Raw genomic sequence first — 14299 nt, forward strand, 5'->3', positions numbered from 1 at the left:
ACACCGCACCGATGACAGGAACCCCGCCGTGGCCGATACCTACTCCGTGACCCGCCGCACGACGATCGACGCACCACCGTCGGAAATCTACGCGCGCATCAACGATCTGCACCGCTGGTCCGACTGGTCGCCCTGGGAGGGGCTCGACCCCGAACTTCAGCGCACCTATTCGGGATCCGAGGCCGGGGTCGGCGCACGCTACGCATGGTCGGGCAACCGCAAGGCCGGGGTCGGCGAAATGGAGATCATCGAGGCCACCGAGCCGTCGCACGTCGCGATCGATGTGCGATTCGAGAAGCCGATGAAGTCGACCAGCGTCAGTTCCTTCGACATCGTCGGCGCAGACGGGGACGGCCGCAGCGAGGTCACCTGGACGATGACCGGTAAGCACTCGTTGTTCAGCCGGGTGGCCGCACCCCTCGGCTTCTTCGACAAACTCCTCGGCAAGGACTTCGAGAAGGGGTTGGCGCAGCTGAAGTCCGTCAGCGAGAACGGTTAGGCACCAGAAACACGAAAAACTCCCACCTGCACGGGAAACATTGTGTGCAAGTGGGAGTTTTGCGTGTGGGGGGTGAGGCTTACAGCGCCTCGTACAGCTCCCGGGCCAGCTTGGCGGTCTCGGACGGCGTCTTGCCGACCTTGACGCCGGCGGCCTCGAGGGCCTCCTTCTTGGCCTGCGCGGTTCCGGAGCTACCGGAGACGATGGCACCGGCGTGACCCATGGTCTTGCCCTCCGGTGCGGTGAAGCCCGCGACGTAGCCGACGACCGGCTTGGAGACGTTGGCCTGGATGTAGTCGGCGGCACGCTCCTCGGCGTCGCCGCCGATCTCGCCGATCATCACGATGACCTTGGTCTCGGGGTCCTTCTCGAAGGCCTCGATGGCGTCGATGTGGGTGGTGCCGATGACCGGGTCACCGCCGATGCCGATGGCGGTGGAGAAGCCGAGGTCACGCAGCTCGTACATCATCTGGTAGGTCAGGGTGCCGGACTTGGAGACCAGGCCGATCGGCCCCTTGCCGGTGATGTTGGCCGGGGTGATGCCGACGAGGGACTCGCCGGGGGTGATGATGCCGGGGCAGTTCGGCCCGATGATGCGGGTCTTGTTGCCCTTCTCGACGTTGTAGGCCCACGCATAGGCGCTGTCCTGCACCGGGATTCCCTCGGTGATGACGACGAGCAGCGGGATCTCGGCGTCGATGGCCTCGATGATGGCGTCCTTGGCGAACTTCGGCGGCACGAAGGCGATCGAGGTGTCGGCCCCGGTCTCCTTGATGGCCTCGGACACGCTGCCGAAGACGGGCAGCTCGAGATCCGAGCCGTCCTTGGCGGTGTGGGCGACGGTGGTGCCGGCCTTGCGCGCGTTGACACCGCCGACGATGTTGGAGCCCGCCTTGAGCATCAGTGCGGTGTGCTTGGTGCCCTCACCGCCGGTGATGCCCTGCACGATGATCTTGTTGTCTTTGTTCAGGAAGATCGACATGGCTACTCAGTCCTCACTTGCTCGCCAGTTCGGCGGCCTTGTCGGCGCCGGCGTCCATCGTTTCGGCGAGCGTCACCAGCGGGTGATTCGCATCGGCCAGGATCTTGCGGCCTTCGTCGACCTTGTTGCCGTCCAGACGGACGACCAGCGGCTTGTTGGCCTCGTCACCCAGCTTGTTCAGCGCGCCGACGATGCCGTTGGCGACCGCGTCACACGCGGTGATGCCACCGAAGACGTTCACGAACACGCTCTTGACCTGCTCGTCGTTCAGGATGACGTCGAGTCCGGCGGCCATCACCTCGGCGGAGGCACCGCCACCGATGTCGAGGAAGTTGGCGGGCTTGACGCCGTTGTGGGCCTCACCGGCGTAGGCGACGACGTCGAGGGTGGACATGACCAGTCCGGCGCCGTTGCCGATGATGCCGACCTCGCCGTCGAGCTTGACGTAGTTGAGGTCGTTCTCCTTGGCCTTGAGCTCCAGCGGATCGGTGGCGTCGCGGTCCTCGAAGGCCTCGTGGTCGGGATGCCGGAAGTCGGCGTTCGCGTCGAGGGTCACCTTGCCGTCGAGGGCGAGGATCTGATCGTCGGGGGTACGGACGAGCGGGTTGACCTCCACCAGGGTGGCGTCCTCACCGACGAAGACCTCCCAGAGCTTCTGGATGGTCACGGCCGCGGCGTCGAGCACCTCGGCGGGCAGCTTGCCCTTCTCGGCGATCTCACGGGCCAGCGCGAGATCCACACCGGTCACCGCATCGACCGGCACGCGTGCGAGTGCGTCCGGGTTCTCTTCGGCGGTCACCTCGATCTCCACGCCGCCTTCGACCGAGCACATGGCCAGGTAGGTGCGGTTGGCGCGATCGAGCAGGAAGGAGATGTAGTACTCCTCCGCGATGTCACTCGCCTCGGCGACGAGCAACTTCTTGACAACGTGGCCCTTGATATCGAGGCCCAAGATGTTTTCGGCATGCGACTGTGCGTCATCAGGGGTCGCGGCGTACTTCACGCCGCCGGCCTTGCCACGTCCACCGACCTTGACCTGAGCCTTGATCATCACAGGCTTGCCGATTTCCTCGGCGATCGCCCGCGCGTCGGCGGCAGTATCGGTCACCCGCCCGGGTGTGGTGGGAACCCCATGCTTGGCGAACAGTTCCTTCGCCTGGTATTCGAAGAGATCCATTCAGCTCACCATTTCGTAGATTTGCCCGCTGGTCTGGGTGTAACGCGGGCCATATCGGACTCTAAACCTGCCGCAGATCGGCGTTTCGGAGACCTCCTCACCTTGTGCGACAGATCACTCGGTCGGTCGCCCCGATGCCCTCGACGCCCGATCTACATCTCATCGCATTGATGCTTCGCCAGATCTCAATTCTGCAACACATCCTGTGACCCAACTCACTTTCGGTGCCGTTTCTTGTGCGCAGGGTTGGACTTGTCGCAATCATTTCGTTACCGTCGGCAGGCAGTCAGGGTCATTCAGGGGGTACAAACGCCCGCGGGACAAAGGTTTTTTCGGAGCCCTGAACTCACACAGGTAAGCGAGGTGGACGACTTGGCGGGACATGGTTTTCCAGGCGGGTCGTCTGCCGGCAGCACCATGACAGGTGGGCGCAGGCGTCTCGACGATCGATTCGACGACGTCACCGCCGATGAGATGACCACGATCATCCCGATCGACGAGTCCGACGCCGCCGATCTCGACTGGGACGTCGACACCGAGCCGGCCTCCTCGCGCCGCACCCGCCGAACCACCACCTCGGAGATCACCCAGGACATCCTCATCCCCGAGGGTGAGTTCGACGAGTACCGCCATGACGAACCGTTCGACGTCGTCGGTGCCGCCGCCGACGATTTCGACGACGACGCCGACCGCGGCGCCCTCTCCGATGAGCCGGCGTTCCGTCGCAACCCGGCGAGCGCCCCGAGTCGCTCCCGCGGCAAGCACCGCATCAGCGCGCCCCCCAAGGCCCTGCGTGGCGGTCGCGCCGCATTTGTCGCCATGGCAGCTGGCGCAGCCGTCGCCGCCGCGGTGACGCACTCCGAAGCCTCCGATGACGCCGCACCGGCCACGTCGCCGATGCCCGCGGCCGCCACCGGCGATGCCGCAGCCGCACCGGCCGTCACCGGCCCCGGGATCGCGCCGTCGACCCCCGATCAGGACATGAGCATGTACGCCGACCAACTCGTGGTCGGCAAGCAGCTCGCCAATGCCGAGGCCGCCCGCGTCGCCGCCGCGAGCAAGCCGCTGTTCGCCTCCCCGCTTCCGCTGGGGTCCTACCAGTTCACGTCGACCTACGCGATGCGCTGGGGCAGTTTCCACGCCGGCGTCGACTTCGCCGCCCCGCTGGGCACCCCGATCCACGCCGCCACCGACGGTGAGGTGATCGCGGCCGGACCGGCGTCGGGATTCGGCAACTGGATCAAGGTCAAGGCCGCCGACGGCACCGTGACCGTGTACGGGCACATGTATTCCAACGGCGTCCTCGTCCACAAGGGACAGCACGTCGTGGCCGGAGACGTGATCGGCCTGGTCGGCAACGACGGCCAGTCCACCGGCCCGCACTGCCACTTCGAGGTGTGGCTCAACGGCACCACCAAGATCGATCCGGCCCCGTGGCTCGCCTCGCACGGTGTGCGGATGGCCGCCTACACAGGCTGACGGCAGCACCACCCCCGCATCACTGACAGCGCCCTCTGCACCACTGACAGCGCTCTCTACCGCGTTGACAGCGCCCTCCGCACCACTGACAGCGCTCTGGTTTCCGTTGACAGCGCCCTCATTTCCGTTGACAGCGCTCTGGTTTCCGTTGACAGCGCTCTGAATTCCGAGCAGGGCGCTGCCAACGTCCTGTAGAGCGCCGTCAACGTCGAAGCGAGCGCTGTCAACGTCGAGCAGAGCGCCGTCAACGTCCAGCAGAGCGCTGTCAACGTCCTGTAGAGCGCTGTCAACGCAAAACCGAGCGCCGTCAGCGGAATTCAGAGCGCTGTCAACATCGCGCGGTCGCGGCTACAGCTTCTCCCCCGGTATCCCACCGATGGTCAGCAGGGTCATCCGTCCGGTATTGCCGCCGTAGTCGATGACGACACGCTCGGTGGCGCCACTGCCCTCCTTGGCGACCACTTTGCCCATCCCGTACTTGGGATGATTGTGCCGGTCGCCCACCTCGAGGTGAATCTGCTTGTTACGCCCACGATTCGGGTCCGCGGAGAACGACGACCGGCCCAGGCCACTGCGCCCCTCATCCCGGCCGAACACGCCGCCGGAGGAGCCGAAACCACGGCCGCCCCGCTTCTTCTCGGTCTTGCGCCAATCCACCAGGTGCTGCGGAATCTCTTGCAGGAAGCGCGATTCCGGATTGGACACCGGCTGGCCCCAGGACGCCCGGGTGAGCGCACGACTCAGGTACAGCCGCTCCTTGGCGCGGGTGATCCCCACATACGCCAGGCGGCGCTCCTCGCTGAGTTCGTCCGGGTCGCCGAGGGCCCGCAGATGCGGGAAATGCCCGTCCTCCCAACCGGTCACGAAGACCACCGGGAACTCGAGGCCCTTCGCGGTGTGCAGCGTCATCAGGGTGACCACGCCCTCACCCTCGTCGGGGACCTGATCGGCGTCGGCGACCAACGACACCCGCTCCAGGAACGCCGCGAGCGATCCGGGCGCGGGCTCCCCCTCCCGTAGCTGCGCGCGCTCGGAGTCGTCATCATCGTTGAGCTCGTCCGCCTCCGCGGCATCGCGACTGAATTCGATTGCCACCGAGATCAATTCGTTGAGATTGTCGAGCCGGGCCGCATCCTGCGGATCGTTCGAACCCTCCAGCTCGGTGCGGTATCCGCTCCGATCGATGATCGCGTCCACCAGCTCGCCGATGTCGGCTCCGTCGCCGGTCGCGTCGACGACGGCGGCGTCCGGGTCACCCGACTCGGCGTCACCGAAGGTGGTGAGGAAGTCGTTGCGCAGCCCCTCGATGAGGTCGACGAACCCACCGATCTGCTTGACCGCACGGGTGTTGAGCAGCGGAACCCCGCCCTGGGCGCCCTCGATGAGTGCCTGATAGAAGGAGATCCCCCGGTTCTCCGAATGCACCGCCACGCAGGCCTCGGCGCGATCGCCGATCCCGCGACGCGGCGTGTTGAGAATGCGGCGCAGACTCACCGAGTCCTCCGGGTTGGCCACCACGCGCAGGTAGGCGACGACGTCGCGCACCTCCTTGCGCTCGTAGAACTTCGTGCCACCGACCACCTTGTACGGGATCCCGTGGCGGACGAACACCTCTTCCAGGGCGCGGGAGCCGGTGTTGGTGCGGTAGAAGACGGCGATGTCGGAGTAGGTGTTGGACTGCGCGCCGCCGATGGTGTGATCGGTAAGCCGCTCGATCTCGGTGGCGATGAACATCGCCTCCTCGCGATCGGATTCGGCCACATAGCCGACGATCAGTTCACCGTCACCCGAGTCGGTCCACAGTCGCTTGTCACGACGGTTCGGATTCTGCGCGATGACCGCGTTGGCCGCCGACAGGATCGTCTGGGTCGAACGGTAATTCTGTTCCAGCAGAATCGTTTCGGCATTGGGGAAGTCGCGCTCGAATTCGACGATGTTGCGGATGGTGGCACCACGGAAGGCGTAGATGGACTGATCGGCGTCACCCACCACACACAACTCCGACGGCCCCACCGCCGACTCGTCGTCGTCACGCCCGACCAACTCCCGGACCAACACGTACTGTGCGTGGTTGGTGTCCTGATACTCATCGACCAGTATGTGCCGGAATCGACGACGGTAGTACTCGGCAACCGACGGGTGACTCTGCAGCAGTGCCACCGTCTCGCCGATGAGGTCGTCGAAGTCGAAGGCGTTGGCGGTCTGCAGGCGCCGCTGGTACTCCGCGTAGATCTCGGCGATCGTGCGCGCGGTCGGCTCCTCCCCCGCTGCGGCGTGCGCGTCGTCGGGGGCGATCAACTCGTTCTTCAGATTCGAGATGCTCACCGCCACCCCGCGGGGACTGAATTTCTTCGGATCCAGATCGAGATCGCGGATGATCATCCCGAGCAGGCGCTTGGAATCATCGGAGTCATAGATGGAGAAGTTGGAGTTGCGATTCTCCAGCAGTCCGGACTGCGCGCGCAGGATGCGCACACAGGTGGAGTGGAATGTCGAGACCCACATGTAGGCGGCGCGCGGTCCGACCAGATCGATCACCCGCTCGCGCATCTCGGCGGCGGCCTTGTTGGTGAAGGTGATCGCCAGGACCTGTCCCGGCGTGACGTCACGAGCCGCGAGCAGGTAGGCGATGCGGCGGGTGAGCACCGCGGTCTTGCCCGAACCGGCACCGGCCACGATGAGCAGTGGCGGGCCGCTGTGCAGGACCGCGGCCCGCTGCTGCGGGTTGAGCCCGTCGAGCAGACGGGCAACACGGTCGTCGGCCGCCGCACCCGCGGAATCGGGCCGGCCGGGAACGACTCGGGCGGGGGGAACAGAGCTGGTGGTCATCGGTAGTTCAGGCTACTCCGGGGCTCCGACAGGACTCGCGGGGGCGAAATCGTCGCGATCCCGCCGATTCGCCATGCGGCAAACCGGGCATCGGTCGGTGCGGATACGATGACGGAGCACCGCGGGGGGCGTCGATGCGAGATCGGTCACCTTCTGCCACCGCCAGGGAGGAACGAGCAGGAATGTGGTCGCATCCGGATCCACCCGTTACCGGGCCGCGGCCGTCATTCGGTCGTCGCATGCCGAGTGCCGGTGACGCCTCACTCGTGCTTGACTCCACCCGAATGACTCAGGATGGTCCACCCGTCCGCCGGCCGATGCCGACTGCGCAGGGAAGCGAGCTATGAACACCTCGAAGATCACTGGCCTGGTACTCGCCGCCGTCGGCGCAGTCGCCGTCATCATCGCGCTCATCTTGTCGTTCATCCCGTGGGGTATCGAGGGCTCCGGCGGGCCGACCGCAGCATTCGCGGCACAGAACGACCTGGACGACACCGCGTTCCAGTACGGCACCAGCCCGGGAGCCAAGTACAGCGGTTCGCTGACACGGACCTACTCCGACGGCGACGTCGTCAAGGTGGAGTTCACCGATCTGATCGTCACGCTGTCGGAGAACGCCAGCGGGACGATCACGGTCAACAATCAGCAGGCCGAGTACACCCAGATCGGCAACTATTACTTCGCCAAGGGGCCGACGGCCTTCTGGAACGGCATCCTCACCGAGCAGCAGAAGGAGAATCTCGACCTCGGTCCGGTGGACAACAAGTGGGCCAGCGCCGAGGCCGCGTTGCCGAAGCTGGGATACGTGCTGTCGCCGAACATCCTGGCCGGGCGTCTCAACGCCGACCTCGTCGACGCCCCCGACCTCGGCGCACAACTGTCGACGCCGAACAAGGACACCCCGGACGCGCGGTTCTGGCCGACCTCCGATCCGCCGATCACCGCCATCGGTGACAACCAGGTGAAGACCGGCGAGTGGACCATCACCTTCGATCCGTCGACCAAGGCCATCACCCACATCAAGGGCTCCTACAAGGTCGAATCGACGACCACCGCCATCGACGCCGATGTGACGCCGTTGCCGTTCGCCGAGGTGTCGTCGGTGTTCACCGAGCAGCATTCCCTGGTCGCCGATCTGACGTCGGTGCCCATTCCGGGCCTGCAGATCGACGACGTGCCCGGCGGTCAGGCCGGTCAGGTGGGCTGGAAGCAGACCGGTGGCTGCACCACCGCCGCATGCGGATACGACTTCACCGTCGGCGGTACCCCGGCGGCGGGCTCCGACGGCCGCCGGGCCACGTCAATTACGGGTTGAAGGTCAACTTCATCGTCAACGATCTTCCGGCCGGCGCGCTCGGCGGCACCTGCTCGCCGGTGGTCCGCACCGACTTCGACCGCACCGCGGGGACCCGATGCACGGCCACCAATCTCGGCAGCGGCGACGGCAGCATCAAACCCAACGTCACCTACACCTACCTGCCGTTCCTCGACTACACCGCCGACCGGCTCAACTCCTACATCGACGACAACAGCACCGCCACCCAGCGCCAGTTCACGATGATGCGCACCGGTTCGAAGAAGCCCGACGCCGCGAATTACGGCTTCAGCGTCACCGCACTGCCGAGCAGCTACGCCGTCAAGGCCGGCGACTACCTGTTCGACGGATACGGCCCGGCGGGCGACTATCTGGTGTCGTTCGCCGAGGGATATGCCCAGCACGTCACCGGAACGACCTTCGATCCGAGTTGGCCGGGTACGCAGACGTTGCGTGATCAGATGCGTCAGCAGATCCAGGCCGTCGGCGACAACGGGAGCATCGCGTATTACGCGGCGGAGCAGTCGACCACCGATGCTCTCAAGGCGATGGTGGCCGAGGCCGGGTACGGCGACAAGATCTTCGTCTTCTACAGCGAGCCGGAGGACTGACCGGCACGCCTACTGACCCGACTCCTATTGCCCCAGCAACCGGGCGTCGACGACCTCACCGACCCGCCCGTCGCCGGTGTGCAACGCCAGCCCCGGGGTGATCGGTGTGATCGCGACGGCAGTGCCCCGTCCGTCGAGCTGGACGTAGACGACGTGCAGGCCGGCCTGGACGGGGACCCGCACCGCCGGGCCGCCCTGCAGTGACAACTCGACCGTGCCCGCCGCGTTGGCGCAGTAGCCGAGCGCGACGGTCCAGCGCCATTGGATGAGCGGGCCGTCGAGTTGCAGGCGGTCGGCACCGGTGAGCTCCGGGCGGGCGCAGGTCCCCGACCCGGCGGCGAAGGTGCGTCGCGGGGTGACCGCGCCGGGCGTGAGGTTTCCCGCGGCGTCGAGTACCGAGAGCTTGTCGGTCCACGAGCCGAAATCCGGGCGGTCGGTCAGCCGCCCGAACGTCGCACTGATCTGGTTGTACGGATAGGCAACGGGCAGAAGCACTTCCAGCGGTAGCGCCTGATCGAACATCGGATGGTTGCGGTTGGCCGCGAGCGATTTCTTCGCGTTGGCCAGGTAGGGACCGGTCGGGTCGTCGCTCCACGACGACTGGTACGACGCCGTCGAGATGAGCGAGGACGCGACGGCCAGCGCAGCGAGTACGCCCACTCCGACCGCCAGGATCGGTCCCCGCTCGGAGTGCCGATCCCGATCGCGGTCGGTCGCCGTCGCCTCGTGTCGGTGCCGACGGGTCGACCGGGCCGGCGCCGCGATCACCAGGGCCAGGGCGGCGACGATCACCAGCGCCGAGTCCGGCAGGTACCGCATCGTCTGGGCCAGTTCGAGGGCGGTGTTGGCCGAGGACCGGTTCCACATCACCGGCACCTGCGCGATCGCCACGTAGAGCGCGGCACACACGAGCACGGCGATCACGCCGCGCCGGGTCAGCACCGCCCACGCGACGAACGCGGCCACCACGACCCAGCCGGCCACAATCATCCACACCGCCGAAAATCCCATCGGCGGGCTGGGGATCCACCGTTCCCAGTCCCACGGCCCACCGACCAGAGACGGGACGACGGCATGGTTGATCGAACGCCAGACCAGTTGGGCAGTCTGGGAGAGGGAGTGCGCGCCGGCGGTGGCATCCGACACCGAGAAGAACAGCAGCACCCACGCCACGAAGATCGCGCCGAGAGCGGCCCACAGCGCGCGAGCCCGGACGACCGCGATCCCGAGCGGCCCCAGGTGGGTGTCGCGATCCGGTTCGTCGTCGGGCGTCGTGGGTGGTGAGGTCGGCGGCGGCGAGGTCGGCGAAGCGAACCGGGTGACCAGCACCGCGACCACCAACGCCACCGGCGGGATGTACAGCGATTTCTCGAAGAACGCCAACGCGACGACGAAGATCACCGCGGAGCGGATGACGATCAGTCGTCGTCGACGCGGTGTCGGATCGTCGCGCACCGCGATCACCGCGTCGGCGATGATCCACGCCATCGCCGCCTGGAACGGCAGCGAATTGAGGCCGGCCGACCACCAGATGAAGGCCGGCACGGTCATCGGGGTGAACAGGTAGAACACCAACGCGCCCAACCCCGCCAGGTCGCGTGCGACATCGCGCGGTCCGCCGGCGGGTGCGAGCAGCACCCGGATCATGCGCCACACCGCCAGCGATGCGAGTGCCTGGAAGATCACCAGGGTGAGCGCCGGCGCCATCCACTGCACCGGCGCCAGGACCGTGGAGACCCCGGCGACCAGGAAGGCCGCGGGCATGAAGTGACCGTCGTGACTGTTGCCGAGGAACTCCCACGACAGGATCGGCATGGTCGAGGCGCGCCCGATGAGGATCAGGTCGTCCCAGTAGAAGTTCCCCGTCGCGACCAGCCAGCCGCGCACCACGAGCTGCGCAATGATCAGTGTGAACGCGGCGGGCATCACCAGGGCGGCCAACCGCGCAGTGGTGGCAGGTGCGGGGGCGGACGACGACGTCACGGCACTCGGCATGGCGACCAGTGTCCCTGCCGTGGCGAGCGCGTGGCAAAATCGGCACGATGACCGACCCCAGCAGCCAGCCGTCGCCCGGAGCGCGGGTGCCCGGAGCCCCGTCGACCGGCACGGGCGCATCGTTCGCCGATTCGATCGACCTGTCGTACTACGAGCTGTCCGCCGATGTCGCCGAACTCTCCGACGACATCGATGTGCTGCGGGGCGAGATCGATCGTCTCGACGCGATCATCCTGGCCGCGGTCAAACGTCGCTCGGCGGTGTCGAAGAAGATCGGCGCCGCGCGGATGGCCTCCGGCGGACCGCGTCTGGTGCACAGTCGCGAGGTCAAGGTCCTCGACCGGTTCGCCGAACTCGGCCAGGAGGGACACACCCTCGCCATGCTGTTGTTGCGCCTCGGACGGGGCCCGCTCGGCCGCTGAGGACTCCTGGCCGGGAGGTGTCGCGGGGCACGCCATCAGCACATAGGGTGGTGTCCATGAGTGACCTCGATGGCACCGAGCACGACATCACCGCAACCCTGTCCTGGCAGGCCCTGACCGCACATCAGGATCACATCGCATCCATGCATCTGCGGGAGGTGTTCGCCGCCGACCCGGATCGCGGTCGCGAACTCGTCGTCGACGTCGGCGATCTGCACATCGACTACTCCAAGCATCGCGTGCTGCGTGAGACGCTGGAACTGCTGTTCAGCCTCGCCCGCGACGCCGGCCTCGAGGACAAGCGCGACGACATGTTCGCCGGCGTCCACATCAACACCTCCGAGGACCGCGCGGTCCTGCACACCGCTCTGCGCCTGCCCGCAGATGCCGAACTCGTCGTCGACGGCCAGAACGTCGTCGCCGACGTCCACGAGGTCCTCGACGCGATGGGCGCCTTCACCGACACACTGCGCAGCGGAGAATGGAAGGGCCACACCGGAAAAGCGATCACCGACGTCGTCAACATCGGCATCGGCGGCTCCGATCTGGGCCCGGTGATGGTGTATCAGGCGTTGCGGCACTACGTGGATTCGCCGATCCGCTGCCATTTCGTGTCCAACGTCGACCCCGCCGACATGGTCGCCACCCTCGACGGCCTCGACGCCGAGACCACCCTGTTCATCGTGGCGTCGAAGACCTTCAGCACGCTGGAGACGCTGACCAACGCGGCCGCGGCCAAGCGGTGGCTGCTCGAGGCGCTCGGCGCCGGCGAGGCTGCGGTCGCGAAACACTTTGTGGCCGTGAGCACCAACGCCGATCGGGTGTCGGCCTTCGGTATCGACACGGTCAACATGTTCGGCTTCTGGGATTGGGTCGGCGGCCGGTATTCGGTCGACTCGGCGATCGGACTGTCAGTGATGGCGGCCATCGGCAAGGACCGATTCGGCGAGTTCCTGCACGGCTTCCACCTGGTGGACGAACACTTCCGCACCCAGCCGCTCGAGCAGAACGCCCCGGTCATCCTCGGCCTGATCGGCTTGTGGTACTCCAACTTCTGGGATGCCCAGTCACGGGTGGTGCTGCCCTACTCCAATGACATGGCGCGATTCGCGGCGTATCTGCAGCAGTTGACGATGGAGTCCAACGGCAAATCGGTGACCGCACACGGCCATCACGTCACCGCCGACACCGGCGAGGTGTTCTGGGGTGAGCCGGGCACCAACGGTCAGCACGCGTTTTATCAACTGCTGCACCAGGGTACGCGGATGATCCCGGCCGACTTCATCGGATTCGCCGATCCCACAGACGATCTGCCGACCTCCGACGGCACCGGTTCGATGCACGACCTGCTGATGAGCAACTACTTCGCGCAGACCAAGGTGCTCGCGTTCGGCAAGACCGCCGACGAGATCGCCGCCGAGGGTGTCGATCCAGAAGTGGTGCCGCACAAGGTGATGCCGGGAAGCCGGCCGTCGACGTCGATCATGGCGCCGACGCTGACGCCGTCGGTGATCGGCCAGTTGGTCGCCCTGTACGAGCACCAGGTGTTCGTCGAGGGCGCCATCTGGGGGATCAACCCCTTCGACCAGTGGGGTGTGGAACTCGGCAAGACCCAGGCAATGGAACTCCTGGGCGTGATCACCGAGACCGATGCGCCTGCGGCACTGGATGATTCGTCGACCGACGAGCTGGTGCGCTGGTACCGCACGCATCGGGGCCGGAAGGCTTGAGACGCTCGCCGCTCCCGCCCGGTTCAGTCCCAGCGAGCCGAATCGAAGACCTCGTCGGGAATGACGTCACCGGGTTGCAGATCGAGGGCCTCGATCCGCGCCATCAGGGCGGCGCACGAGGCGATGTGGGAGATCAGGTCGGCGGGTTCGGCAGCACGTTCGGCCGGATCACCACCGATGAACTCGGGGACGGTGGGCGGGACGCACTGACCCAGCGCGAGATTCTCGACACCGGTGGCCGCACGCCACGCATCGAAACTCTCACCGTCCACCGCTTCGGCGATGTCACCGTCGGCGATCGCGGCCAGCACCTCGTCGACGGTGGCCAGCGGCCCCGAACTCCCGCTGGAGGCGTCGAATCCGACGACGGTGTTGGCGTCGAGTGTCTCGTCGTCGGCAAGGGTGAAGTAGACGATGCCGCGCCAGTCGGCGGCGAAGGCGGCGAGGTCCTCGCGCCCGAAGACATCGCGCAGCAATTCGTTCACGGCCCCGGTCACCTCCGACGAACCGAAGACCGCAAACACCCCGTGGGCCACCACCTGGCTCGTCGTATTCGACACATCGGCTACCTTACGCAGGTGACATCGTCTGCGCCGTCCCCTTCCCGGGGGTGCTCACGCATCCTCGGCACGGCACTGGCCGCTGCCGCGCTCGCCGCGACCGCGACCGCCTGCTCGTCGTCGACCCCCTCGTCGGCGCCGGGCACATCGTCGTTCCCGACATCGGTGCCGGTGTCGGTTCCGCCCGGTGCCCCCGCACGTACCGGGCCCGGCACGACGCTGGACTTCGGCGACTCCGCGGTGCTTCCCGTCAACGCCTTCGCACCGTCCGGGGCGACCGCGATGTACACGGTCACCGGGATCACGCCCGGTGAGGGCGTCCCGGACACCTCGACCCAGGGCGGTAAGGCGTACTTCGTCTACCTCACCGTCACGTCGCTGGCGTCACGTCCGTCGCCCGCTCCCGGGGTCGTCGGGTTCGCCGGCAGCCCGGACGGCCATACCGCCGCGCTGACGCTGCCGCCACCCGTGCCGTTGACGGCATGCGCCAACCCGGAACCGCCGGAGACGATGAAGCGTGGCGACTCGTATGCCACCTGCCTGGTCGCCTACGCCGACTCCGACCAGCAACTGACGAGTGTCATCTACTGGGCCGACACCACCAGCGATGAGGGCTTCGACTTCAAGTCCTCGCCGGTGCTGTGGGGGACGCCGGTCGTCCCGTCGGGCAGTTCGACGGCCTCGTCGGCGCCTGCCTGAG

General features: G+C 66.7%; 12 protein-coding genes. 7 read left to right on the forward strand and 5 right to left on the reverse strand.

Annotated features, from left to right (window positions below; translation table 11 throughout):
• Positions 1 to 28 precede the first annotated feature (28 nt).
• The gene (locus ABLE92_RS02915; protein ID WP_348803051.1) at positions 29 to 499 is read left to right on the forward strand and encodes an SRPBCC family protein; all 471 of its coding nucleotides are present in this window, start codon (positions 29 to 31) and stop codon (positions 497 to 499) included.
• A 79-nt stretch (positions 500 to 578) separates the two neighbouring features.
• On the opposite strand, the gene sucD is transcribed toward ABLE92_RS02915, so the two are convergent.
• Together sucD and sucC are read right to left on the reverse strand one after the other, a co-directional pair.
• Positions 579 to 1481, reverse strand: coding sequence for a succinate--CoA ligase subunit alpha (gene sucD, locus ABLE92_RS02920; protein ID WP_348803052.1), 903 nt, complete (start codon positions 1479 to 1481; stop codon positions 579 to 581).
• A 13-nt stretch (positions 1482 to 1494) separates the two neighbouring features.
• On the reverse strand, positions 1495 to 2658 hold the full coding sequence (sucC, locus tag ABLE92_RS02925) for an ADP-forming succinate--CoA ligase subunit beta (RefSeq protein ID WP_348803053.1): 1164 nt from the start codon (positions 2656 to 2658) through the stop codon (positions 1495 to 1497).
• 363 nt (positions 2659 to 3021) lie between these two features.
• Between sucC and ABLE92_RS02930 the strand changes: the two genes are divergently transcribed.
• Positions 3022 to 4137 carry a M23 family metallopeptidase gene (locus ABLE92_RS02930; protein WP_496560754.1) on the forward strand — a complete coding sequence of 372 codons (1116 nt, stop codon included), beginning with the start codon at positions 3022 to 3024 and terminating at the stop codon, positions 4135 to 4137.
• A 348-nt stretch (positions 4138 to 4485) separates the two neighbouring features.
• Here the strand turns inward: ABLE92_RS02930 and ABLE92_RS02935 are convergent, their stop codons facing one another.
• Positions 4486 to 6966: a UvrD-helicase domain-containing protein gene (locus tag ABLE92_RS02935; protein WP_348803055.1), complete on the reverse strand. Its 2481-nt coding sequence runs from the start codon at positions 6964 to 6966 to the stop codon at positions 4486 to 4488.
• Between the two features lie 343 nt (positions 6967 to 7309).
• Here ABLE92_RS02935 and ABLE92_RS02940 point away from each other — a divergent pair, with 343 nt between their 5' ends.
• The gene (locus tag ABLE92_RS02940; RefSeq protein ID WP_348803056.1) at positions 7310 to 8281 is read left to right on the forward strand and encodes a hypothetical protein; all 972 of its coding nucleotides are present in this window, start codon (positions 7310 to 7312) and stop codon (positions 8279 to 8281) included.
• Positions 8278 to 8892 (forward strand): hypothetical protein, encoded by a 615-nt coding sequence (locus ABLE92_RS02945; RefSeq protein WP_348803057.1) that lies wholly within the window; start codon positions 8278 to 8280, stop codon positions 8890 to 8892. Before ABLE92_RS02940 ends, ABLE92_RS02945 begins: the two co-directional genes overlap by 4 nt.
• 24 nt (positions 8893 to 8916) lie before the next feature.
• Here the strand turns inward: ABLE92_RS02945 and ABLE92_RS02950 are convergent, their stop codons facing one another.
• On the reverse strand, positions 8917 to 10887 hold the full coding sequence (locus tag ABLE92_RS02950) for a hypothetical protein (RefSeq protein WP_496560755.1): 1971 nt from the start codon (positions 10885 to 10887) through the stop codon (positions 8917 to 8919).
• Between the two features lie 47 nt (positions 10888 to 10934).
• Between ABLE92_RS02950 and ABLE92_RS02955 the strand changes: the two genes are divergently transcribed.
• Both ABLE92_RS02955 and pgi read left to right on the forward strand, forming a co-directional pair.
• Positions 10935 to 11309 carry a chorismate mutase gene (locus tag ABLE92_RS02955; protein WP_348803059.1) on the forward strand — a complete coding sequence of 125 codons (375 nt, stop codon included), beginning with the start codon at positions 10935 to 10937 and terminating at the stop codon, positions 11307 to 11309.
• Between the two features lie 56 nt (positions 11310 to 11365).
• Positions 11366 to 13039, forward strand: coding sequence for a glucose-6-phosphate isomerase (gene pgi / locus ABLE92_RS02960; RefSeq protein WP_348803061.1), 1674 nt, complete (start codon positions 11366 to 11368; stop codon positions 13037 to 13039).
• Positions 13040 to 13062: 23 nt separating this feature from the next.
• Here the strand turns inward: pgi and ABLE92_RS02965 are convergent, their stop codons facing one another.
• On the reverse strand, positions 13063 to 13599 hold the full coding sequence (locus ABLE92_RS02965; protein ID WP_348803062.1) for a hypothetical protein: 537 nt from the start codon (positions 13597 to 13599) through the stop codon (positions 13063 to 13065).
• Between the two features lie 18 nt (positions 13600 to 13617).
• Between ABLE92_RS02965 and ABLE92_RS02970 the strand changes: the two genes are divergently transcribed.
• Positions 13618 to 14298, forward strand: a complete 681-nt coding sequence (locus ABLE92_RS02970; protein ID WP_348803064.1) for a hypothetical protein — start codon at positions 13618 to 13620, stop codon at positions 14296 to 14298.
• The last annotated feature ends 1 nt before the right edge of the window (position 14299 follow it).

This window comes from Gordonia oleivorans, assembly GCF_040044975.1.
Taxonomy (GTDB): domain Bacteria; phylum Actinomycetota; class Actinomycetes; order Mycobacteriales; family Mycobacteriaceae; genus Gordonia; species Gordonia oleivorans.